This is a genomic window from Legionella antarctica (assembly GCF_011764505.1).
In the GTDB taxonomy this organism is placed as follows: Bacteria; Pseudomonadota; Gammaproteobacteria; order Legionellales; family Legionellaceae; genus Legionella; species Legionella antarctica.
Genome location: NZ_AP022839.1, coordinates 2,452,426 through 2,476,109, shown reverse-complemented (window position 1 = coordinate 2,476,109; position 23,684 = coordinate 2,452,426). Strand labels below are relative to the sequence as shown.

The window sequence follows — 23,684 nt, the reverse complement described above, 5'->3', positions numbered from 1 at the left end:
TAAGGATCAAAGTATCAGGAAGGAGAGGTCGCGGCGACATATCCTAAAGCAGGTTATCGTTATTATGCAGAAGAAGAACTTCGCCTCGTTGCAGAAGAATTAATAAATGTCCTAAATACAAGATATACACCATTAGTCCATCCGAAGCCTACTACATTAGTTTTGTAGCTGTATTGTATTTTGTTCTCGGTGTGTGGGCTCATACTTCTAACATCATACTTCTCAAAAAGAGTATGAGTTTCCTCATAGCCTTTATTTATCGTGCGTATAAATCGTGTTGCAATGTCCAGGGCTTGTTTTTTATAACCATATCGCTCCAGTCCCCGTACCGCAAAATATTGCAAAGGTGCCCAACCAAAAGGGGCATCCCATTGTACTCCCTGTTTATAGCAGCTGGTTAAAATACCTCCCTTTGCTAATAAATCATGAAGATTGCTAACTACTGCTTGTGCTTGTTTATTAGACGCAATACCCGCCCAAAGAGGATAATAGGTTGTCGCATAAATATAAGGTCTTAATTGATTGGTTTTAAAATTATAGTCAAAATAATAACCAGTCTCTTCACTCCATAAATATTGATTGATCAGTCTGGCACGTTTATTGGCATTCTTGGCCCAATGTGCAGCCCTCGAATTATCACCAAGAATCATATAAATTTCGTGCAGGTCTTTTTCCATCTGATAGAGCAATACATTCAAATCTACCGGGGCATAATCCTGAATTCCGGCACTAAATGGTCCATATTTGCCCGTAATATCGAATCCCGACTCCCTGACGGTTCGGTCAGCAACATAAAATTGGGATGTCAATTGATTTGATTTTGCATTGTAAAAAAGTGATTTATCATAATCTTCGATTGGATGTGTTTTATAAAAATTTAATACGTTTGCATAATAAACAGAGGATTCTTCAGGGGGCCTTCCGCTTCCACCAGCACAATAACGTGACAAACCTAGTTTTGAAATCAAATGAGGGGGCGTAGTCCAGTATTTATGTAATTTTTGTATCGCCGGTACCGTGGATTTTAGCCAGTGTTTATCATGGCTTTTATTAAAATAGGCCAGTATCATTTCTGTTAATAATGGCGGGTGAGAACGTTGCAGATAATAAGTTCGGTTCGCATTGAGAATGGTACCGTAAAAATTAATTTCATAGATCAGATTATCAATCATGTTCCGAGCCATTTTCAGGCGATTATGTTCTAGCAAGCCTAACTCAATGAAATAACTGTCCCAACCATACATTTCATTAAAGCGACCTCCCGGCACAACATATGGATAGGGCAAATAAAGTAAGCCATGCTGTTTTATTGTGGAAACATCTTTGGGCAGGTATTTAAAAATTACTCGATTTGTTGTCTTTGTTTGCCAATTTTTAGTAATTTTATCCCTTATGGCGACAAGATTTTCATGGGCGGGCAGGTAAATAATTGATTGAGCCTCTGATAATTTTTCATCGGCATTGGTCAGGAATAAATCTTTACTATTGCGGGTCAGGGTATCCCAGCTTTTTTCAATATATTCATCCACCTGCGAATCTATAGATTTTCTGAGTTGTTCAGAATATGAATAACAATTAAATTGAAAAAAAAAGACAATAAAAAAAACAAAAAAGCGCTGCATCCTTACCCCTTTTACACTTTGTAAATTCAAAACATTTTTAAAGTCAATAAATTATCATATGTCATTGGTGTTTCGACTAGTTCACAGAGTTTATATGAGAATATAAAGGTTTGATATTGATCTTTTAAAAAAACATAACTTAGAAGCAAATGACTTTCTGAAATAGCATCGTTCAGATTTATTAACTAACCATGAAGGACAGTCTTAATATAGGAATTCTTTGCATCAGTAATTAAGTTGCTACGAGGATAGCAATCGATGTCTTTATAACGACAACAGGCGGGATAGTGATGAAGATAAACAGTCACATTTGAATGGGAAGTCAACACAGGCCTCCTTTCTATGGTAAGCTTGGCGATGATACCAACGTGAGGCGATAAATGATCAAAGTAGGGCAGTTTAACAAATTAAGAGTAATAAAAGAGGTGCCATTTGGTGTTTATATGGATGGTGACGAATTAGGCGAAATTTTATTACCTAAAAAATTCGTGCCACGTGGTACCCGGTTCGATGACATGGTGGAGGTGTTTATCTATTTTGATTCGGAAGATAAAATTATTGCTACAACACTCCGTCCGAGTGTGACCTTGGGAAGTTGTGCTTGTTTAAAGGTAATTGATGTTAATCAAGTGGGGGCATTTCTAGATTGGGGCCTAGATAAAGATCTACTGGTGCCAAAGCCTGAGCAGTTTCGTCCGATGGAAAAGGATAAAGCTTACATCGTTTACGTGAAGCAGGACAATCAAGGGCGGATTATTGCCAGCTCCAAACTGGATTATTTTCTGGATAAATCCCCAGCTCATTACAAGCAAGGAGATGAAGTGAGTCTGCTCATTGCAGAAACAACTATGTTGGGAAATAAAGTAATTATTAACGATACTCACTGGGGTTTAATTCATGCCGGGGACATTTTTCAGAGGTTAGGTTATGGAAAAAGGATGCAAGGTTATATTAAAGCAATACGAGAAGATGGCAAGATTGATGTCGTATTACGGAAAACGGGTCAAGACAGCATCAATGAACTGGCAAAACGCATCCTTACGGAATTGAATAAAAAAGAGGGTTTCCTACCCCTGCACGATAAAAGCTCTCCATTAGATATTCAGCGTGCCTTCGGTGAAAGTAAAAAAAGCTTTAAAAGTGCAATTGGTCAACTTTATAAGCAAGGCAGGATTATCATAGAATCAAATGGAATTCGCCTGAGGATTGGCGAATAAAATTTTTTGGGGAATACTTGATAAATTTTTTTAGGTTGATTTAATGAGTCAGTCACCTCTCCAAAAAATGCTAAACCGGTCATGTTTGATTCGAAATAAAGGCAGCGACCCGGTCGTGTTGTATGTTTAAACGATTACAGATTTGTCCTGCAGTAAGGCGAAATGTGATACTTCAGTAATGAAATTTATTGTTTAGTCACTTCAGACCAAGCTTCGCATTGTTTTGCAACCACCTTAGGCAAAGAGTCTACCTGTTTAAAAATACCTCTTAAAATTGTTGCATCATTAATTCCGTGGGTGACGTTATCAAGTAACTGTGAGATATAATCAGTATTGCCTAATTGGTGACTGTATTTCTCGATAATCTTAATTGTGCACAAGATATCTTCACTTATTGAACATGATTTCAAAGTAAAGGGATCAATAAAATTTCCCTCAAAGCCGTAGCGACAAGCTTCAAAACGATTTTGATTGTAAAGATAATATAAGTCATGATTCACTTGTGTTGGCCTTTCTTCCAATAAATAAAGAGCTAAGGATTGAATATAGGCGCTAATCAATACTGCTTTCCTGATGGTTAATGGTGTATCGCAAACTCTGATTTCAACAGTTCCAAACTCAGGTTTTGGTCTGATATCCCAATAGAAATCTTTCATACTTGTTACAATACCAAGACGACGCATTTTATAAAAATAATCTGAAAATTCATTCCAATCAGTTAGATAAGGTATAGACCCGCTTAGTGGAAAGGCGTTAAAAACTGTAGCCCTGGATGTGTAAAAATGTGTATCTACTCCCTGATAAAAAGGTGAGGATGCAGCTATTGCAATTAATTGAGGCACATATCGTGAAATTGCATGAGTAAGATAAATGGCATTCTCTGCATTTCCACAGCCAATATGTATATGTTGACCAAAGACAGTTGCTATTTTAGATAAATAAGTAAATTTTCGTGAAATTTCTTTGTACCTCATGGTGGGAAATATTTTTTGCAATGACCAGGTTTGAAATGGATGAGTCCCCCCCCCACAAATGGCAAGGTCCAGGTTATTTGCTTTCTGGAGTAAATAAATTTTTATCTCATTCAACTCTTTTAGCATGGCTTGAGGGGAATGGTGAATAGAAGAGTTGATTTCGATCATACTTTGCGTTATTTCAGGTTTGATTCTGAGTTGTTCTTTATTAGGTTTAATACTTCTGATTAAATCTTTGGAGCGCGAAATTAAAGCAAAGGAATGAGGATCGACGAGTTGTAATTCTAATTCGACTCCAATTGAGGAAACGAATGATTTTTTAAATGGTAACCTTCTCATAATCCTCCCCAGGAAGATGACTGCCCTTTGGGTTAATTATAATCCAAATAAAAATAAAGCAGGCCTTTATTTCTCTATTCAAGACACTTATCACCTGAAATAGAGCCTAAGTTTTAGTTTTTCTAAGGTAAATTCAGTAGGTTTCGCATGGATACCATATCAAACCCTTTTGGGGATAATCATCGTAATAAATCCAGATTGTTTATAACTATCACTCTCTACAGGAAAAGAAATTATTGCATGCCTATGGGGCTGAAGCGTGGTATCAATATCAATATCAAGAGCAACAACTTCGATAGCCGTCATGGTTTTAGTTTTATTGTGTTTGTGCGTCAATAAACGCAACGAGCAGGCAAAATCTGTCTTTTCCAGGATCTGGTTAATTTTACTATAATTAAACTGGTAGCTTGATAACTCGATTTACAACAGGAAGTTTCGGACAAAATTATGACTTTAAAAAAATACCGTCAAAAAAGAGATTTTAATAAAACCTCGGAACCTAAAGGAAAAATTACTCCTCAATACCACCGTTTATTTGTCATACAAAAACATGCGGCTCGTCATTTACACTATGATTTTCGTATCGAGTTAGATGGTGTTTTAAAAAGCTGGGCAATTCCCAAAGGTCCTTGTCTGGATCCTGCAGTTAAAAGATTAGCGATACATGTGGAGGATCACCCGGTTGAATATGGATTTTTTGAAGGCATTATACCAAAGGGAGAATATGGTGGAGGTACCGTCATGCTTTGGGATAAAGGAGTTTGGGAACCGCTGGATGATAATCCACGTAAGGCTTTTAAAAAAGGTCATCTTCGTTTCGAGATAGATGCTGAGAAGTTAAAGGGACGTTGGGATTTAATTCGATTTAAAGACGAGCAACATTGGTTTTTAATTAAACATAAAGATGTTCATAGCCACTCATTGAATGATTATAATATCACTGAAGAGCAGCCTAATAGCGTACTTACCAACCAATCTATTAAGGAAATCAGCGAGCATTATCATAAAATATGGACTGCGCAGGGAGAAAAAAAAATACCTGCAGTTAAATCCAAATCCAGCCTTAAAGCTCCTCAACTGAAAGGATTGGACCATTTAAGAACCAGCCCTTTGCCTGAATTCATTTCCCCGCAACTTGCTACTTTGGCGATTAAACCTCCAAAAGGAGATGATTGGTTGCATGAAGTGAAATTTGATGGATATCGGATTATAGCCTTTGTCGATAGAGGCAGTGTTGCTCTGAAATCGCGCAATAATAAAGATTGGACGAGCCATTTTCCGAAGGTTGTTGCTGATATAAAAAAACTTAAATTAAATAAAGCTGTTTTTGATGGTGAAATCGTATTATTAAATAAAGAGGGTAAATCAGATTTTCAGTTATTGCAAAACGCAATCAAAGGTAATTCTGACGCTCCTTTTATCTATTATATTTTTGATCTGCTTTATTACGATCAATATGATTTGATGTCTTTGCCTTTAATCAAAAGAAAAGACTTGTTACATACTTTATTGAGAAATCAATCTACCACTATTCGTTACAGTGATTTCATTCAAGCTCAGGGATCTGAGGTTTTTGAACAGGCCTGTCATATGTCATTGGAGGGGATTATTTCTAAAGAAGCAAATGCTCCATATGTTACCAGGCAAAGTAAAAGTTGGTTAAAAATAAAATGCACTAATCGACAAGAGTTTGTAATTGGTGGTTATACACAGTCCAAGGGGGAGCATCGTTCTTTTGGTGCTTTGTTACTGGGTGTATATAACAGTAACCGTGAGTTAGTATACTCTGGAAAGGTAGGATCCGGGTTTAGTGATGCCTCCTTGAAAGAAATAGGCTCTCTGTTACAAAAACACGCTCAATCTGACAATCCATTTCATACATTACCTCCAGGGGCTCGAGATGCCTCTTGGGTAAGACCAATTTTTGTGGCAGAAGTTGAATTCAGCGAGTGGACGGCAGAAGGGTATTTGCGTCACCCAAGCTTTAAAGGATTACGTCTGGATAAAAAAGCAAATACGGTTAAAGCAGAACTGAAAAAATCATTGGAAAAGACCGTTTCTTCTCCTGAATTCAAATCTGATCATAAAATTATCAAAAAAGCATCGGTATTTAAAATAAGTCATCCTGGTAAAATTATGTACCCTGAAGACAAAATTACCAAGGAAGAGTTACTGGATTATTATGATGTAGTTAGTCCTTACATATTACCTTATATAACAAATCGACCTTTAACTTTGCTGCGTTGCCTTGAAGGTTACCAACATTGTTTTTATCAGCGCCATCATAATAAAGGGACTCCTGAAGCGCTGAAGGCTATTGCTATTGAAAGCAAAGGTATACGTGAAAAATACATCTATTTAGATGATAAAAAAGGTCTGTTGAGTCTGGTACAAATGGGGGTATTAGAAATCCATCCTTGGGGTAGCCAGATTAATGCCCTTGAGTATCCTGATTGGATAACGATGGATTTGGATCCTGCACCAGATGTGGAGTGGAAAAAAGTTGTAGCTGCTGCATTAGATATCAAGCAAAATTTAGCACAATATAAATTAACGAGCTTTGTTAAAACGAGCGGTGGAAAAGGATTACATGTGGTAATTCCAATCAAGCCTGAATACGATTGGGCGGATATAAAAAATTTTACTCATGTTTTTGTGAATTTTATGGAGCAACTAAAGCCGAAAAATTACATCAGCAAAATGTCCAAATCAAAAAGAGCAGGAAAAATATTTATTGATTATTTACGAAATCAACGGGGCGCCACTGCGATTGCTGTCTACTCTACCAGAGCAAGAATCCACGCTCCTGTCGCTACACCAATTGCCTGGGATGAATTAAGTAACAATCAAAAAGATACTGATTTTAATCTAAAAAATATTTTTTCACGTCTGGATGCCTTAAAAACAGATCCTTGGGAGAATTTTTTAAAGACAAATCAATTATTACCTTTAGATGAACTGGAATAAATCCAAAGTAGTGAGTACGTTTTTTTTGGGGATTAATGGCTATTAAGATAAAATAGAGACGTTTTGAGCATTGTGATGCTAAAACATAACAAAAAATATTATTAGTATCTTCAATAGGTTAATGAAAAAAAATAATACGAAGGTTGAATAAATTTTTTTATTGTCCTATCACTATAGAATAGACATAACACAAGGAGATAATTCAGATGAGTATATTAGTCTAATATCAATAGCTAGAAGATGTCAGAAATATTCTATGTCACATAGCTGTTGTTCGAGTTTTAATCTCAAATAAGTGATTTTGAACATAGTTATATACTCTCCAAGGAGATAATGATGAAAAAAATAATGTTAACTTTATTAACAATTTTTGCTTTTGCCACAGCAAATGCTATGGATGAAAATTCTGGCTCCAGCGGAAGTACGGGCACAGGTACCACGACCACCACTGGAACAGGGACAGATACAGGAATAACTACTGACCCAGCAGGCAGCACGGGTATAAATCCTGGCGCGGGCACTAATCCAGGTATGGGTACTCCTGGCAGCACTGATACAGGCATCAATACTGATCCTGCTGACAATAGTGGAACTGGCATGGGTAGTGATAGTGGTATAGGGACTGGTAGTAGCACAGGTACCGAAGATACTAACACTGGTCAGTAACAAGTAATGGTCATATAATATGAAGCTCAGCGAATTTTTTTTCTCTCTGAGCTTTTAATTTCTCTGCTTATCCGTTATGAGTAAATTGAAAACCAAATTAATTTACCTTAAAAAAAGAAACAACCAGTATGATACAATCAAAAAAAAAGATTTTTTGAGATATCCGCACACTATTTACTCGACCTGATTTGAACAACGACTCTTAAATTTGTTCAGATCGAGTAACTATTTTCAATTGGGATAATCTTTTTTAAAATGAAACATGTCCAGGCCAATTTTTTCTAAATCATCCTCTGTTAAAATTTTTTTAACTTCAGGGAAAAGCTTTTCCTCTTCTTCATCGGCATGGTGCTCCACTTCATTTTTTAATTTGGAAAATTTTCTATCCCATTCCTGCTGCGCGTCAATATGTTCAAACTGCTTTATAATTTCCTCAGCGGTTTTCTCCTCAGATAATAAATGCCTTACAGTTGGGTTTAATCTTTGGTCATTCTTAAAGTGTGGATACCAAACTACATGCTCCATAGTCTCATGTCTAATCAGATCCTGGCATAAAGATTGAAACATTTGTCTTTTGGTTTCATCGTGAAGAGAATTTTCCTCAATTTTCGCCAAAGCATGTCTTACGTCATTGTGCTCCTTTATAAGAAAATCGATTGCGTTCATAATATTCTCCTTAATGCTGCATTGTTTTAAACTGACCTAGATACGTTAAAAGCCAGATTTTCGGGAAAATATAGTTTATAGCTTAAAAATGAATACATGGCTTGAGTAACATATTAGACTTTGGCTGGATCCTGCCAAGCCTTTTTGCAAAAAAATGGTTATCTTAAAGTGTAGTAAAATACATTAAAATAAGCAAAACCATGAAGGACTGCTTACAATTCATCGTTTAAAGCCATGAGAAGCCAAGCCATATTTCTGAACGTAACAACCTGCCTAGTGAACTTAATACGCGACCCGCAGATCTTATACAAAACAGAAAGACCTTGTGTTCAAGGAGATCGAACTGGATTCAGCGAATACTTTACAGACTCTCGAAGGCCAATTGGGCCATTTGAATCAGGTGCAAGCTTTTCTGTTCGGTCAGGCCTTCGCCTGAACAAGGGTTTTGCTAAAAGGTATTTTAGTTGGATATTAATTCAGTTTGAGATAGACTCTTATCTGAGTTTCAACGCTAAAACACCACTAAAATGATGGTGTGCTATCTAACTTTAATGATGTGGTAAAAGGACTATAACCATGCAAAAAAGTAACAAACACCTTTTTTGGAAAATAACAGCGTTCCTGGGATCTGGGTTGATGTTATCCGCAGCACAGGCAGTCGGCCTCCCATTGTGGACTTTTGAGCCCTTGACGGCGACCAATATTCAGGTTCCTGCTAATGGAACCGCTACAGTGCAATACAGAGTGACCAATCAATCCAGGGCTCCGCATACTCTGACCTTGCAGCGTATTGAGGGTATTTCGCAAATCACTACGGGACTGGGTGTATGCGGTAATCCCTTTGTGTTACGAGGCAAGAATTCCTGCATCCTTTCTTTACAGATAAACGGAGGGGAGTTAAACAGACCTATTGTTGATGGACCAGTGGTTTGCCAACAGGGCTCTACCAGTCAGTGCTATCGACCAAGTGCCAATAACATTTTACGCATCACCCAGTCACCACCGATAACAAATGTGGTTATCACTGGTTCGGGGTCTCCTCTAACCCTGACAGTGGGTGGCCCAACCGGGCAACTGAATATTAACAACACCTCGACCCAAGTCACAGCTACCAATATTACCTCCAATTTCACAGGAACCGCACTAGTGTCATGGGCCACGATTACTAGCCCACTAAAGGTCGGGTTTGGCCACGATTAATGGCCCACTCCATGGCCATCTCTGAGTCCCACTTTGAGTAGCAAATAAACAGTGTTAGTTTGGTCATTACCAATAACTAACGGATTTGTTATGAGATGAGGATTAAAACAATGGCAGAAATTAGAGAGGTGCTATATCAGCACAAAAAAGGGATGACTCAACGCAATATTGAAAAGTCTCTAAGCGTTTCACGAATGAGCATACGCAAGTACGTTTCAATGGCCAAGGATTTGGGTTATCAGGAGGATATTTCCAATGATGAGCTCGAAGTTATCGCTTTGCAGATACATAATAAAATCGTTAATACTACAGCCAACAACAGACCCAATAAATCAGAAAAAGAACTTGAGGCGCATCACGAAAAAATAGCATCACTCCTCACTGAGAAGTGGATTACCCATATGCAGATACACCGAATTTTAAGCGATAATGGTCTTGTTAGCAGTCGAAGAAGTCTTAGTCGTTATATTGAACGTCATTTCCCCTCGTTGCCTAAGGCTACGGTACATTTGTTAACAAAGCCTGGGCATGAAGCACAAGTTGACTATGCGTTTGTTGGGTTTATCAATAATAAAAAAACATACGCTTTTATTATGACGTTATCACATAGTCGGTATCGATATGTTGAGTTTGTACATTCTCAAAATCAGCAATCATGGGCGCAAAGCCATATCAATGCCTTTCATTTTTTTGGAGGCGTGCCCAACTGCATTCTTTTAGACAATTTGAAATCGGGAATTATTAAAGCACATATTTATGATCCAACGGTCAATGAAACCTATGCAGAGTTATCTCGCTTTTATGACTTTATAGCCGATCCGGCGAAGGCTCGAACGCCCGAGCACAAGGGGAAGGTTGAGCGTAGTGTTCAATTGGTAAAAGAACAGGTTATCGCGGGGATAACCTATGATGATTTGGCCTCGATGAACGCCTTTGCACGTGATTGGTGCGCTAATAAGGTATCGCACGTCATCTGCAGTACCACTGGTGAAAAGCCAATTGACGTATTTAAAAATGAAGAATTTAATTTATTAAACCCACTGCCAGCAGGCGCTTTTGATATGCCCATTTGGATGGATGCTCAAGTTCATCGTGACCATCATTTTGTTGTTGCTGGTAATTTTTATTCTGTGCCAACGATACATATCGGGACAAAGGTTAAAATTAGAGTTGGCTTGAAGACCGTTCAGGCCTATGTGAATCATGCTTTGATTAAGACCCATATTCGTAACTACGGGCGTGGACAGTGGGAAACGGATCCCAATGACTACCATAATTCTGCAAAGTATTACTTAGAAAATACTGCTGGCGTTTGTATTGAAGCGGCCAAAGCAATTGGTCAGGCAACGGAGGAAATGGTCACAAAGGTACTGGCTGAAGGCTCTAGAACGAGCTTAAGAAAAGCCCAGGCTATCATCCGCTTGGTTGAGGAATACGGTAATGAGCGCCTTGAAAATGCATGTTTACGCGCGATTTTATTTGATAATTATACTCATCAATCATTGAAAAAAATCCTCACGGAAGGCCTGGATAAAAAAGACACGAGAACATTCTCCACTAAGCGCTCGGCCAATCATGAGAACTTTGCCTATATTCGCGCAGCAAGTGATTACAGCTCAACGATGGAGGCTCATTATGAGTGATATCAATATGTTAGAGCTTGCAAAAAAACTACGTTTGACAGGGATCCCAGACACACTGCTAGCAAGAGTAGAACAGGCTCGCGCAGCGTCCCTCTCTTATGAAGAGTTGCTCTCAATGTTGTTTCAGGATGAGGATGAGGCTCGTCAACAAAAATTGCTTGCTGGGCGTGTAAGGCAAGCTCGATTTGAGGAGCCTCAGTGTTTTGAAAATTTTGAACTGGCTCGATATTCAACACAAGTCACACAAGCCATCCGCACCCTGATGACAGGGAAGTTTATCAAAGAAAAAAACCATGTCATCATCATGGGACCTGTTGGCACCGGAAAGACTCACCTGGCTCAAGCCCTGGGTCTAATGGCATGTCAACGACATAAAAAAGTCTGCTTTATAAGAGCGAATGAACTGTTAAATCAGTTCCACCAAGCAAGAGCGGATGAAACATGGACTGCGCTTTTTAAACGTTACTCACGATACGATGTGCTTATTTTAGATGACTTCGGGCTGAAAGCATTATCGCCAGAACAGTCCACTGATCTGTATGATTTAATAGCAGCTATCCATGTAAACTCTATGCTAATTATAACTACTAACCGTAAAATAGAAGGATGGATGGAGCTATTTTATGATCCGGTTATGGCAAACGCAGCATTAGATCGTATCGTAAATAAAGCTTATCGAATTGTTCTTGATGGGGAGTCATACAGGAAAAAATTTATACCGAAATTTAATTTAGTAGATGACAAGTGAGTTAAAAAAATTTACCCTAAGTGGGCTACTTTGAGTGGCCAGAGGGTGGGCTAGTAATCGTGACCCATGACAACTAGAAGGTCATGTGACAGAAACAGGCAACACTTGTGCCAACGTACCACCAGGTAGTAGTTGTACGCTGACCTTTACCCCTGATAATACGGTTGTACCGCAGACCAACTTCACCATTCAGGGCACCAATACCAGCGCACTTACGGCAGCCATTGCCATTGAATCAGGAAGCACTCTAACAGGGATAAATCCAAATTCAGGAACTGCATCAGGCGGGGTTGGCGTAACGCTTACCGGAACGGGGTTAACCGATGCTACTGCCGTGACCTTTGATGGAGACCCTGCAACCGATGTCCATGTAGTCGACTCGACCACGGTGACTGCGGTAACACCACCCCATGTGGCTGGAGTTGTGGATGTAGTCATTGAAACGCCAGCTGGGGGAGCAACTCTGACTAATGGTTTTACCTATGTGGCCACAGAACTAGGACAATCGGCTTTTGGTGGAACGATTGCTTGCCTAAATGGAGGATTAAATAATTTGATTGCAGCCACTGATGATAACGGCATCGATATACCATGGGGCGGATCTGGCATAGCTGTTGGTACTAGCGCCGGGACTATTGATGGGGAGAGCAATACGACAGCTATTGTTGACTGTTTGACCAATGGGATAGGGGCTGGTTGTCCTCCTCCTGGAACTATAGATGAAAATACCTATGCCGCAGGAATTTGTAGTATTTATAGTGTTGATTCGCTAGGACATAGCCCTTGTGAGCTTGGTAATACCTGTTATGACGATTGGTTCCTGCCAGCAGGAAACAATACCCTACCCTCAGGCCAACTCAACTGCTTGAATACAAATAGAGATGAAATTGGCGGTTTTGAACCGGCCCAATACTGGAGCTCTACTGAGGATGCTGGCCAACCTGAGGACGCTGCCTGGGCCTACATATTCAGCTTTTTTGAGACTTCCAACTTTAAGACGGCCGAATTTCGAGTTAGGTGTGTCCGGGCTTTTACCCCGTTACTGTAGCCCTTAGCCCTTTGTTCCACTTCTTTTGAGGCAGTGCAGCTGCCTCATGATTTTTTAAGGATGGATTGTTTGGATTAATGTATAGTATAATAAGTTTTATTTCTTATCTCTTAAGGGCCGTTAGCTCAGCTGGTAGAGCAGGAGACTCTTAATCTCTTGGTCGTAGGTTCGATCCCTACACGGCCCACCATTAATTTACCTTTTTATCTGACATGATAACCTCTGGTATGATTATGCAGTAGTTAAAGTCTGGGTGCTTGATACCCTTTTTTGATTCCATTTTTGGAAAATACAATTTGCCAAAGCTGGGTTTGACGAGTTCTGAAGGTACTTGCACAAGAGAGTAAGTAATAGTTCCACATACGGTAAAAGCGGCTGTCGTATTGAGCCTTTAATTCATTCCAATTGTGATTGAAATTGTTATGCCACGCCATTAATGTTTTAGAGTAATCAGCTCCAAAGTTATGCCAGTCCTCCATAATAAATAACTTTTCTGTAGCGGCTCCTATTTGCATAATTGAAGGCAGACTGCCATGTGGAAAAATATATTTGGCTACCCATGGATCAACGGAAAGGTTAGTAATATTACTGCCAATGGTATGTAATAAAAACATCCCATCGTCTTTTAAACAGTGATGGACTTTTTGCAGGTAAGTAAGGTAATTTTTTGCGCCGACATGCTCGAACATACCCAGTGACACGATACGATCTGATATGGGTCCGCATGTCTGGAACAAAATTAAGGAAAAATAAGAGCTATTCATCCATCATTTATAGTTAAAAATTCACTCAAATTAACCTATTTAAACCTACTCAATACCGTATGAATAGTGATTGCTACTACGAATTGTCTTAGGTCATTTTACCACAACTCTATCAGAATGACTTATCCACAAGTCCACAGGTCAGGAGAGCTTCACTTTCTCGTATAGGCCTGTGGGCCTTGTGGGTAAGTCATGACGCTCTCATTTAGGGTTTATGGTCTTTTCCGGCCATAATACACCTCTGCGGGCGTTAAATAATTAAAGGACTGGTGAAGCCTTCGGTTATTATAATACTCAAAATACTCCGTTAAGGCCAGCTCAACCTCTTCAATTGTATCAAAATCATACCGGTAGATTTTTTCTTGCTTAACACTACGCCACAATCGCTCGATAAATATATTATCTAAATAACGTCCTCGCCCATCCATGCTGATAGAAATGTGGTGAGATTTTAGCGTATTTATCCAATCTTTTGAGGTAAATTGAGAACCCTGATCCGTGTTAAAGATCTCACAACGCGAATGCAGCAAAGCGTTTCTAAGCGCCTCAATACAAAATTCAGCCTCCATAGTAGGTGAAATAGCCCATCCAATCACATAACGACTATACCAGTCCATAATAGCTACTAAATACACATGCTTTCCTTTCATGCGGATGTAGGTGATATCTGCGGCCCAAACCTGATTTGGTTTGGTGATATCCACCTCTTTTAATAAATAAGGGAACACCTCATGCTCCTTATTGGGAACGCTTGTATTTGGCTTTGGGTAAACAGTCGATAACCCCATCATTTCCATCAACTTTTTTACTCGACGTTTACCAACAGGATAGCCTACTTCTTTTGACAGCCATCTTGCCCGCTTAATTTTACCTTCACATGGATACTGCAGATAGTGCTCATCAAGTAGCGCCATAAGCGCTTCATCTTCGACAGAAATGGGCTTGGCACTATAATAATAACTTGAAACAGGCAAGTCTAATAGCAAGCATTGTTCACGAATGGTGAGCTCGGCAAGAGGATCAATCATGACGCGCTTTTCATCCAGACTAAAGTTCATGCTTTTTTTTTAGCCAAGATAGCTGCGCTTGAAGTCGACCAATTTCTTGATATAATGCCTCAACAAGCTGCTCTTGGGACTTGGCTTCTTTTTCATTAGCCCCAGAGAATAAATCGTTAATGGCTTTGATGGCCGATTGCTTCCAAGTTTTTACCTGCGTTGCGTGAACACCGTATTCACTGGTAATTTGCGCTTGTGTGAGTTTCCCCTCAATCGCAGCTAGCGTTATTTTTGCCTTCTTGGCCGCCGTATAATAAGCTCGCTTTTTAGACATTTTATTCTCCTCTTTGTATTAAGAAGAATAGCTCTTAAAAAACCTTTTTTTGTGTCCAGAAAACCGCGCCTATATTAATCATAACGACCCTGTACATCTCTATAATCCTGAAAAAGAATTTCAATTGGTAAATGAGCGCAATTTTTTTGAGCAAATTCACATTGCTCTTTAGAAATTGTAATACCTACTATAGTGGACCCCAAAAATGAGACAGTGGTGTAAAATAGAAACCATTGTTAAACGGGGTACCAAGTGGCTAAAAAAAAATTTACATCTGACTTCAAAGCAAAGGTAGCAATTGAGGCATTAAAAAGTCACAAGACGACCAATGAATTGGCATCTGAATTTGAGGTGCATGCAACACAAATCAATCTGTGGAAAAAACAATTACTGGATGGAAGCAAGCAATTGTTTAGCGGCAAGCATGACAAAGACATGGACTCCATCATACAAGAACGAGATCGATTATACACGCAAATAGGCCAGCTAGCGGTTGAGTTAGACTGGCTTAAAAAAAAGACCGGTCATCTAAGTTGAGCGTGCGGGAGAAGCGAGCCATGATTGATGTCAATCACCCTACACTCAGCATCGTACGCCAATGTGCATTGGTTAATTTGTCACGCGCTAGCTACTATCGCACTGCTGGCGAAGGAATATGTACCGAGAGCCCAGAGAATCTGGCTTTGATGGTCTTGATTGATGAGGAATACATGCGCCATCCTTTCTATGGAAGCAGAAAGATGCGTTCTTATTTACGTCGCCTTGGCCATGACGTTAACCGTAAGAGAGTGCAGCGTTTGATGCGGATCATGGGTCTGGTTTCAGTGGCACCAAAGCCGAATACGAGTAAAAAGAACAAGGAACAAAAGGTTTATCCCTACTTGCTACGTGGTTTAGTGATTGATCGACCCAATCAGGTTTGGTGCACCGATATTACCTACGTTAGGATGCAAGGAGGCTTTGTATATTTGGTGGCAATAATGGACTGGTATAGCCGCAAGGTGCTCTCTTGGAAGGTATCAAACAGCATGGATGATGACTTTTGTGTAAGCGCGTTGGAGAGCGCCATCAGGCTCCACGGCAGGCCTGATATTTTTAATACGGATCAAGGCTCCCAGTTTACCAGTAAGGCGTTTACCGATGTTTTAAAAGACCATGACATCAAAATTAGCATGGACGGGAAAGGTCGATGGATGGATAATGTGTTCATTGAACGGCTATGGCGTTCAGTCAAATATGAAGATATTTACATAAAAGAATACGGAACAGTTTTAGCACTACGAAATGGTTTAAGGGTGTATTTCAAGTTTTATAACGACGAAAGACCTCATCAATCATTTGGAATATACACGCCGTCAGAGGTTTATGCTGGCCTATATGAGGCTGCAGCGTAATGGAATGCCTGTGGATATGTGGACGCGTCCTGCGGATCAGCCATCGCCCTTCGGGACATGTGGACAAGCCATGGATAACAAAAAGACGTTATCCACCGCTTGACCACACTCGATGGCTTCGCGCCCACATACCCACAGGCTCAATAACAGGTGTTTCATTAACTGCTATTGTGGTTGACTCGTGTGCTACGCACCCTCGTCAACGAAAGAAAGTAGAATTAAAGTTATATCTTAAATTAAACGGATCGCTGTCTTGACAATGGGGTCCACTGTACTACCACATCAACATCGTATTTTTCAACGGCATACTTGGCAAATGAACCAAAACCACAACCAATATCCAATACCTTCATGCCCGGTTGTAACATCATTTTTTGACAGGTTAATTCGAGTTTATCAAGCTGAGCATCATCTAAATTATTCGCATTTTTCCAATAGCCACAGGTATAGTTCATGCGTTTATCCAGCATGGATTGGAACAAATCATTACCTAAATCATAATGTTTTTTTCCTACCAACAAGGACCGATTTTTGGTTTGGTAGTTAATGATTTTCAACAATGCGAATTTAAATAACATTCCTATATTTGTTTTAACTTTACTTTCAAGATCCGCTTGAATTATTCGATCAAAAAACTGATCCAGATTTTTGCAATCCCACCAGTGATCCAGGTATGCTTCACCAAGTCCTAATGAACCATGCTTCAAAACACGAGTATAAAAATCTTCATTATGTATTTGGATATCCCACGGCTTATCACCATTTAAATTTATTCCAGCACAATTTAAAAGCTCAAGGGTATATTCTTTCAGGTGGTTTTTTTTCATGATGTTATACAGTGGACCCCATTGTCAAGACAGCGATCCGTTTAATTTAAGATATAACTTTAATTCTACTTTCTTTCGTTGACGAGGGTGCGTAGCACACGAGTCAACCACAATAGCAGTTAATGAAACACCTGTTATTGAGCCTGTGGGTATGTGGGCGCGAAGCCATCGAGTGTGGTCAAGCGGTGGATAACGTCTTTTTGTTATCCATGGCTTGTCCACATGTCCCGAAGGGCGATGGCTGATCCGCAGGACGCGTCCACATATCCACAGGCATTCCATTACGCTGCAGCCTCATATAGGCCAGCATAAACCTCTGACGGCGTGTATATTCCAAATGATTGATGAGGTCTTTCGTCGTTATAAAACTTGAAATACACCCTTAAACCATTTCGTAGTGCTAAAACTGTTCCGTATTCTTTTATGTAAATATCTTCATATTTGACTGAACGCCATAGCCGTTCAATGAACACATTATCCATCCATCGACCTTTCCCGTCCATGCTAATTTTGATGTCATGGTCTTTTAAAACATCGGTAAACGCCTTACTGGTAAACTGGGAGCCTTGATCCGTATTAAAAATATCAGGCCTGCCGTGGAGCCTGATGGCGCTCTCCAACGCGCTTTGTAAATCAGCATGCAAAAATGACCCCCTTTTAGGGTAAATCAGCATCCAATTTTGACCCTCTAAAATCGAGTAAAACGTGTACTCTAGATTTTAATAATCTAGAGGGAATTAGAGGATGTTGATCATGGAAACAGAAGCAAAAATTAGGCGCATGTTTCATGTGCAAAAATTAACTATTGCGGAAATTGTTCGCACAACAGGATTATCGCGTAATACAGTTAGACGGGTAATCCGAGCAGAAAAGTCTGGGAAAAATTATCAACGCTCCATTCAACCACTACCTGCACTGAATATCTTCAAAGAGACGTTGGTATCATGGTTGAACAACGACCACAAGTTATCGAAAAAGGAACGCCGTAGTGCAATGAAGTACTACACTCAACTAAAAGAAAGTGGCTATTGCGGTTCTTATGATAGTGTCCAGCGTTTTGTTAAAGTATGGCGCTGTACGAGTCGAGAGTCATTAAAAGCCTATATTCCACAATACTATCATCCCGGAGAGGCCTATCAGTTTGATTGGAGTGAAGAAACTGTAGAGCTTGCAGGCGTTGTTCAAAAAATCAAAGTAGCTCAATTTCGTTTAAGCTACAGCCGTAAATTTTTTCTTGTAGCATATCCTCGAGAAACTCAAGAAATGTTATTTGATGCGCATAATTTAGCCTTCAAATTTTTTGGTGGCTTAACGCTAAGAGGTATTTATGACAACATGAAAACGGCGGTAGATAGTGTTTTCAAGGGTAAGGAGCGTGCTTTTAACCGGCGATTTTTGGCATTAATGGATCATTACTTAATTGAACCTACAGCCTGCAATCCCGCAGCCGGATGGGAAAAGGGGCAGATTGAAAATCAAGTTGATAATGTACGTGACTGGGTATTTAAACCACGTCTTAAATATGAAACCTTGTCGTTATTAAATGAACATCTTCAGCAGCAATGCCAATTATTGGCCGAGAAAAGGCATCACCCAGAACAACAAGAACTAACTGTTGACGCTGTATTTCAAGAAGAAAGAACTCATTTTAGAGCGTTAAATCATCCATTTGATGGGTATAAAGAAGTTTCAACTCTAGTACATTCAACCTGCTTGATTCATTGCGATAGAAATCGTTATAGCGTTGATTGTGCCTATGCCAACCAGATGGTGACGCTCAGGATATACGCATTAACTATAGAGGTATTTTCAGGTAATGAGTCCATCGGTTGCCACCAACGCACCTTTGGCCGCAATAAAACACTGTTTAATCCATGGCATTATTTACCTTTACTGGAGCGCAAGCCAGGGGCATTACGCAATGGTGCTCCATTCAAAGACTGGCAATTACCACCAGCCATTTTAAAAATCAAAAGCATTCTCATGAAGCGCCGTGGTGGTGACAGAGAATGCGTTGAGGTGCTGTTGGCAATGAGTGAGCATGGCATTGAGGCGGTGAGTGTAGCCTGTGAATTAGCGCTAACAGAGCAGGTGGTTAGCCGTGATTATATTCTTAATGCGTTGCATCGATTACGGCCTACAGCACTTCCTCAAGCAACGACAATGCCCGCTGGATTAATCTTAAAGGAAGAACCCACAAGTAATTGTCATAAATATAATTTACTCTTAACGGGAGCAAATCATGCCATTCACTAAATTATCTGAGTTGCTTAAGATATTAAAATTACAAGGCATGTTAGATAGGTTGCTAGCCTATGAAGAGTCGAAGCCTTTGGTGAAACTAACTCATTATGAGTGGTTATCTATGCTATTAGAAGCAGAACAAATAACACGCAAAACGCGTGCTATTAATTATCAACTGAGTGTCGCAAAATTCCCGGTCAATCGTAATTTAAGCCAATTTGATTTTACGCAACATCCTGTTAATGAAGAAGAAATAAGTTTATTGCACGCAGGGAGCTTTGTTGATGCTGGGCGCAATATTATTTTTGTGGGTGGCACGGGCTCTGGTAAAACGCACTTAGCTATTGCTATAGCAACTAATTTAATTAAGCAAGGAAAGCGGGCTTGTTTTTATAATGTTGTTGATCTGGTCAACAAATTAGAACAAGAAAAAAAACAAGTTAATACAGGACGGCTAGCTAATCGCCTGCAAAATTTTGATGCTATTGTCCTGGATGAGCTTGGATATTTACCATTTTCTGAAGCGGGCGGAGCTCTGTTGTTTCATTTAGTTAGCAAATTATATGAAAAAACATCATTAATCATTACAACAAACTTAAATTTTGGTGAATGGCCAAAGGTGTTTTGTGATACAAAAATGACCGCAGCCATGCTGGACAGATTGACTCATCATTGCTCTATTGTTGAGACTGGAAATGAAAGTTATCGCTTTAAAAATCGAAGCTAAAACAGTAAAGTAAATAATCAATGTGATATGTTTTTGAGGGTCAATTTTGGATGCGGTTTGAGGGTCAAAATTGGATGCTGATTGACAGCGCTTACACAAAAGTCATCATCCATGCTGTTTGATACCTTCCAAGAGAGCACCTTGCGGCTATACCAGTCCATTATTGCCACCAAATATACAAAGCCTCCTTGCATCCTAACGTAGGTAATATCGGTGCACCAAACCTGATTGGGTCGATCAATCACTAAACCACGTAGCAAGTAGGGATAAACCTTTTGTTCCTTGTTCTTTTTACTCGTATTCGGCTTTGGTGCCACTGAAACCAGACCCATGATCCGCATCAAACGCTGCACTCTCTTACGGTTAACGTCATGGCCAAGGCGACGTAAATAAGAACGCATCTTTCTGCTTCCATAGAAAGGATGGCGCATGTATTCCTCATCAATCAAGACCATCAAAGCCAGATTCTCTGGGCTCTCGGTACATATTCCTTCGCCAGCAGTGCGATAGTAGCTAGCGCGTGACAAATTAACCAATGCACATTGGCGTACGATGCTGAGTGTAGGGTGATTGACATCAATCATGGCTCGCTTCTCCCGCACGCTCAACTTAGATGACCGGTCTTTTTTTTAAGCCAGTCTAACTCAACCGCTAGCTGGCCTATTTGCGTGTATAATCGATCTCGTTCTTGTATGATGGAGTCCATGTCTTTGTCATGCTTGCCGCTAAACAATTGCTTGCTTCCATCCAGTAATTGTTTTTTCCACAGATTGATTTGTGTTGCATGCACCTCAAATTCAGATGCCAATTCATTGGTCGTCTTGTGACTTTTTAATGCCTCAATTGCTACCTTTGCTTTGAAGTCAGATGTAAATTTTTTTTTAGCCACTTGGTACCCTGATATGGGTCCGCATGTCTGGAACAAAATTAAGGAAAAATAAGAGCTATTCATCCATCATTTATAGTTAAAAATTCACTCAAATTAACCTATTTAAACCTACTCAATACCGTATGAATAGTGATTGCTACTACGAATTGTCTTAGGTCATTTTACCACAACTCTATCAGAATGACTTATCCACAAGTCCACAGGTCAGGAGAGCTTCACTTTCTCGTATAGGCCTGTGGGCCTTGTGGGTAAGTCATGACGCTCTCATTTAGGGTTTATGGTCTTTTCCGGCCATAATACACCTCTGCGGGCGTTAAATAATTAAAGGACTGGTGAAGCCTTCGGTTATTATAATACTCAAAATACTCCGTTAAGGCCAGCTCAACCTCTTCAATTGTATCAAAATCATACCGGTAGATTTTTTCTTGCTTAACACTACGCCACAATCGCTCGATAAATATATTATCTAAATAACGTCCTCGCCCATCCATGCTGATAGAAATGTGGTGAGATTTTAGCGTATTTATCCAATCTTTTGAGGTAAATTGAGAACCCTGATCCGTGTTAAAGATCTCACAACGCGAATGCAGCAAAGCGTTTCTAAGCGCCTCAATACAAAATTCAGCCTCCATAGTAGGTGAAATAGCCCATCCAATCACATAACGACTATACCAGTCCATAATAGCTACTAAATACACATGCTTTCCTTTCATGCGGATGTAGGTGATATCTGCGGCCCAAACCTGATTTGGTTTGGTGATATCCACCTCTTTTAATAAATAAGGGAACACCTCATGCTCCTTATTGGGAACGCTTGTATTTGGCTTTGGGTAAACAGTCGATAACCCCATCATTTCCATCAACTTTTTTACTCGACGTTTACCAACAGGATAGCCTACTTCTTTTGACAGCCATCTTGCCCGCTTAATTTTACCTTCACATGGATACTGCAGATAGTGCTCATCAAGTAGCGCCATAAGCGCTTCATCTTCGACAGAAATGGGCTTGGCACTATAATAATAACTTGAAACAGGCAAGTCTAATAGCAAGCATTGTTCACGAATGGTGAGCTCGGCAAGAGGATCAATCATGACGCGCTTTTCATCCAGACTAAAGTTCATGCTTTTTTTTTAGCCAAGATAGCTGCGCTTGAAGTCGACCAATTTCTTGATATAATGCCTCAACAAGCTGCTCTTGGGACTTGGCTTCTTTTTCATTAGCCCCAGAGAATAAATCGTTAATGGCTTTGATGGCCGATTGCTTCCAAGTTTTTACCTGCGTTGCGTGAACACCGTATTCACTGGTAATTTGCGCTTGTGTGAGTTTCCCCTCAATCGCAGCTAGCGTTATTTTTGCCTTCTTGGCCGCCGTATAATAAGCTCGCTTTTTAGACATTTTATTCTCCTCTTTGTATTAAGAAGAATAGCTCTTAAAAAACCTTTTTTTGTGTCCAGAAAACCGCGCCTATATTACCCCGTTTAACAATGGTTTCTATTTTACACCACTGTCTCATTTTTGGGGTCCACTATATTAAGCTATCAGTTCCTTTGATATTTAAAGACTCACATAATTGTAATAATTTTTGTGGTCGCTTAATATTCCCTGAAACTTGTCACTTTGGACGAAGACAAGGATCTACAAGTGCAGTCTATTCATCAGTTTTAGTTGACTAACTTATTTAGATAACACTCTTCTATTATAAGATTGACATTAAACGTTGTTTTTTACTAGTAAAATTTAAACGTCCTTATTTTAAACAGTAATGCCTGGCTGGTGTTTATTAGCTTTTATTTGGACTCTCAGAATTAAATTTTATAAGATCTTTTAAATACCCTCAATTTCGATTTCAAAATAGTGAAGTAAATTTATTGCATCAGGCATAGAGAATTTTCCTTTGCGAATGTCATTTTCTTTGGGGTTAATATTATAATAGTTAATGGCTTCGATGAAATTTGCTGCATATAGTTTGCTGCGCATGAACAAGCTATTTTGGAAGTCGGTTAATATAAAAACTCCATTTGATAAATCACACCCCCTAAAATCTACATCGTGGGCTTTGCTATCCTCAATAATAATTTCTCTTAATTGTAATTCAAAGAAACTGGAGTGGCTAATATTTGACTTATAAAACTTAATTGGGCTGGTTAAACTAATATTGGGCCATTTGGCTTGGGTCCAGTTAATACCAATTAATTTAGATTCATCAAAAACAGTATCAGTAAACGAAGTATACTTAAATTGGGCAGAACTAAGATTACATAGCTTGAATTCACATTCAGTAAATCTGCACGAGTGGAATATTGTTTCAACGAAGCTTGATCGGGTAAAGGTGCAATTTTCAAATTGTTTATTGTGTAATTCTGTTGCATCCAATTTTAAATTTGAAAAATTTAAATCGTAAAACTGTATCCTGTCAG

General features: G+C 39.4%; 19 protein-coding genes, 1 tRNA gene and 4 pseudogenes. 11 read left to right on the top strand and 13 right to left on the bottom strand.

From position 1 onward, the window contains the following. Positions 1-62: 62 nt before the first annotated feature. A complete protein-coding gene (locus HRS36_RS11745) occupies positions 63-1,622 on the bottom strand; it encodes a trehalase family glycosidase (RefSeq protein ID WP_173237455.1) in 1,560 nt (519 codons plus the stop codon). 380 nt (positions 1,623-2,002) lie between these two features. Between HRS36_RS11745 and HRS36_RS11740 the strand changes: the two genes are divergently transcribed. Continuing rightward, a complete protein-coding gene (locus HRS36_RS11740) occupies positions 2,003-2,839 on the top strand; it encodes a CvfB family protein (RefSeq protein WP_173237454.1) in 837 nt (278 codons plus the stop codon). A gap of 185 nt (positions 2,840-3,024) precedes the next feature. Here HRS36_RS11740 and HRS36_RS11735 read toward each other — a convergent pair whose 3' ends face one another. After that, positions 3,025-4,152, bottom strand: a complete 1,128-nt coding sequence (locus tag HRS36_RS11735) for a YbdK family carboxylate-amine ligase (RefSeq protein WP_173237453.1) — start codon at positions 4,150-4,152, stop codon at positions 3,025-3,027. 447 nt (positions 4,153-4,599) lie between these two features. On the opposite strand from HRS36_RS11735, the gene ligD reads away from it, so the two are divergent. Further along, positions 4,600-7,119 (top strand): DNA ligase D, encoded by a 2,520-nt coding sequence (ligD, locus tag HRS36_RS11730; protein WP_173237452.1) that lies wholly within the window; start codon positions 4,600-4,602, stop codon positions 7,117-7,119. A 333-nt stretch (positions 7,120-7,452) separates the two neighbouring features. After that, positions 7,453-7,785, top strand: a complete 333-nt coding sequence (locus tag HRS36_RS11725; protein ID WP_173237451.1) for a hypothetical protein — start codon at positions 7,453-7,455, stop codon at positions 7,783-7,785. A gap of 231 nt (positions 7,786-8,016) precedes the next feature. Here HRS36_RS11725 and HRS36_RS11720 read toward each other — a convergent pair whose 3' ends face one another. Beyond that, positions 8,017-8,451, bottom strand: a complete 435-nt coding sequence (locus HRS36_RS11720; RefSeq protein ID WP_173237450.1) for a hemerythrin domain-containing protein — start codon at positions 8,449-8,451, stop codon at positions 8,017-8,019. A 669-nt stretch (positions 8,452-9,120) separates the two neighbouring features. Between HRS36_RS11720 and HRS36_RS11715 the strand changes: the two genes are divergently transcribed. The 5 genes from HRS36_RS11715 (at position 9,121) to HRS36_RS11695 (ending at position 13,280) form a co-directional block, all read left to right on the top strand. Then, on the top strand, positions 9,121-9,651 hold the full coding sequence (locus HRS36_RS11715) for a hypothetical protein (protein WP_197933189.1): 531 nt from the start codon (positions 9,121-9,123) through the stop codon (positions 9,649-9,651). Between the two features lie 95 nt (positions 9,652-9,746). Further along, the gene (gene istA / locus HRS36_RS11710; protein WP_173235442.1) at positions 9,747-11,294 is read left to right on the top strand and encodes an IS21 family transposase; all 1,548 of its coding nucleotides are present in this window, start codon (positions 9,747-9,749) and stop codon (positions 11,292-11,294) included. Continuing rightward, positions 11,287-12,042, top strand: coding sequence for an IS21-like element helper ATPase IstB (gene istB, locus HRS36_RS11705; RefSeq protein WP_173235440.1), 756 nt, complete (start codon positions 11,287-11,289; stop codon positions 12,040-12,042). The genes istA (HRS36_RS11710) and istB (HRS36_RS11705) overlap by 8 nt, the downstream gene beginning before the upstream one ends. 85 nt (positions 12,043-12,127) lie before the next feature. Continuing rightward, on the top strand, positions 12,128-13,090 hold the full coding sequence (locus tag HRS36_RS11700; RefSeq protein ID WP_173237449.1) for an IPT/TIG domain-containing protein: 963 nt from the start codon (positions 12,128-12,130) through the stop codon (positions 13,088-13,090). Between the two features lie 114 nt (positions 13,091-13,204). Continuing rightward, positions 13,205-13,280, top strand: a tRNA-Lys gene (locus HRS36_RS11695). A gap of 52 nt (positions 13,281-13,332) precedes the next feature. Here the strand turns inward: HRS36_RS11695 and HRS36_RS11690 are convergent. The 3 genes and pseudogenes from HRS36_RS11690 to HRS36_RS11680 all read right to left on the bottom strand — a co-directional run. Then, positions 13,333-13,800: pseudogene (locus HRS36_RS11690) on the bottom strand (class I SAM-dependent methyltransferase); the annotation flags it as partial. A gap of 266 nt (positions 13,801-14,066) precedes the next feature. Beyond that, complete coding sequence (locus tag HRS36_RS11685; protein ID WP_173235473.1) at positions 14,067-14,912, bottom strand: IS3 family transposase; 846 nt, start codon at positions 14,910-14,912, stop codon at positions 14,067-14,069. After that, positions 14,902-15,186: a transposase gene (locus HRS36_RS11680; RefSeq protein WP_173235475.1), complete on the bottom strand. Its 285-nt coding sequence runs from the start codon at positions 15,184-15,186 to the stop codon at positions 14,902-14,904. Before HRS36_RS11680 ends, HRS36_RS11685 begins: the two co-directional genes overlap by 11 nt. A gap of 252 nt (positions 15,187-15,438) precedes the next feature. On the opposite strand from HRS36_RS11680, the pseudogene HRS36_RS11670 reads away from it, so the two are divergent. After that, positions 15,439-16,580: pseudogene (locus HRS36_RS11670) on the top strand (IS3 family transposase). A gap of 236 nt (positions 16,581-16,816) precedes the next feature. On the opposite strand, the gene HRS36_RS11665 reads toward HRS36_RS11670, so the two are convergent. Together HRS36_RS11665 and HRS36_RS11660 are read right to left on the bottom strand one after the other, a co-directional pair. Beyond that, complete coding sequence (locus HRS36_RS11665) at positions 16,817-17,407, bottom strand: class I SAM-dependent methyltransferase (RefSeq protein ID WP_173237446.1); 591 nt, start codon at positions 17,405-17,407, stop codon at positions 16,817-16,819. A 281-nt stretch (positions 17,408-17,688) separates the two neighbouring features. After that, a pseudogene (locus HRS36_RS11660) lies at positions 17,689-18,030 on the bottom strand (transposase); the annotation flags it as partial. Between the two features lie 121 nt (positions 18,031-18,151). Here HRS36_RS11660 and istA (HRS36_RS11655) point away from each other — a divergent pair. Further along, entirely contained in the window at positions 18,152-19,663 is a 1,512-nt protein-coding gene (gene istA / locus HRS36_RS11655) for an IS21 family transposase (protein WP_197933184.1), read from the top strand. Further along, complete coding sequence (gene istB / locus HRS36_RS11650; RefSeq protein WP_173235816.1) at positions 19,650-20,378, top strand: IS21-like element helper ATPase IstB; 729 nt, start codon at positions 19,650-19,652, stop codon at positions 20,376-20,378. The genes istA (HRS36_RS11655) and istB (HRS36_RS11650) overlap by 14 nt, the downstream gene beginning before the upstream one ends. 77 nt (positions 20,379-20,455) lie before the next feature. Here istB (HRS36_RS11650) and HRS36_RS11645 read toward each other — a convergent pair. From HRS36_RS11645 to HRS36_RS11625, 5 genes and pseudogenes are all read right to left on the bottom strand, one after another. Beyond that, positions 20,456-20,962, bottom strand: a pseudogene (locus tag HRS36_RS11645) (IS3 family transposase); the annotation flags it as partial. 20 nt (positions 20,963-20,982) lie between these two features. Further along, positions 20,983-21,267 carry a transposase gene (locus tag HRS36_RS11640; protein WP_173237134.1) on the bottom strand — a complete coding sequence of 95 codons (285 nt, stop codon included), beginning with the start codon at positions 21,265-21,267 and terminating at the stop codon, positions 20,983-20,985. A gap of 275 nt (positions 21,268-21,542) precedes the next feature. Next, positions 21,543-22,388 (bottom strand): IS3 family transposase, encoded by an 846-nt coding sequence (locus HRS36_RS11635; protein WP_173235473.1) that lies wholly within the window; start codon positions 22,386-22,388, stop codon positions 21,543-21,545. Then, entirely contained in the window at positions 22,378-22,662 is a 285-nt protein-coding gene (locus tag HRS36_RS11630) for a transposase (protein WP_173235475.1), read from the bottom strand. The genes HRS36_RS11635 and HRS36_RS11630 overlap by 11 nt, the downstream gene beginning before the upstream one ends. A 429-nt stretch (positions 22,663-23,091) precedes the next feature. Continuing rightward, complete coding sequence (locus tag HRS36_RS11625; protein ID WP_173237443.1) at positions 23,092-23,640, bottom strand: pentapeptide repeat-containing protein; 549 nt, start codon at positions 23,638-23,640, stop codon at positions 23,092-23,094. Between the last annotated feature and the right edge of the window lie 44 nt (positions 23,641-23,684).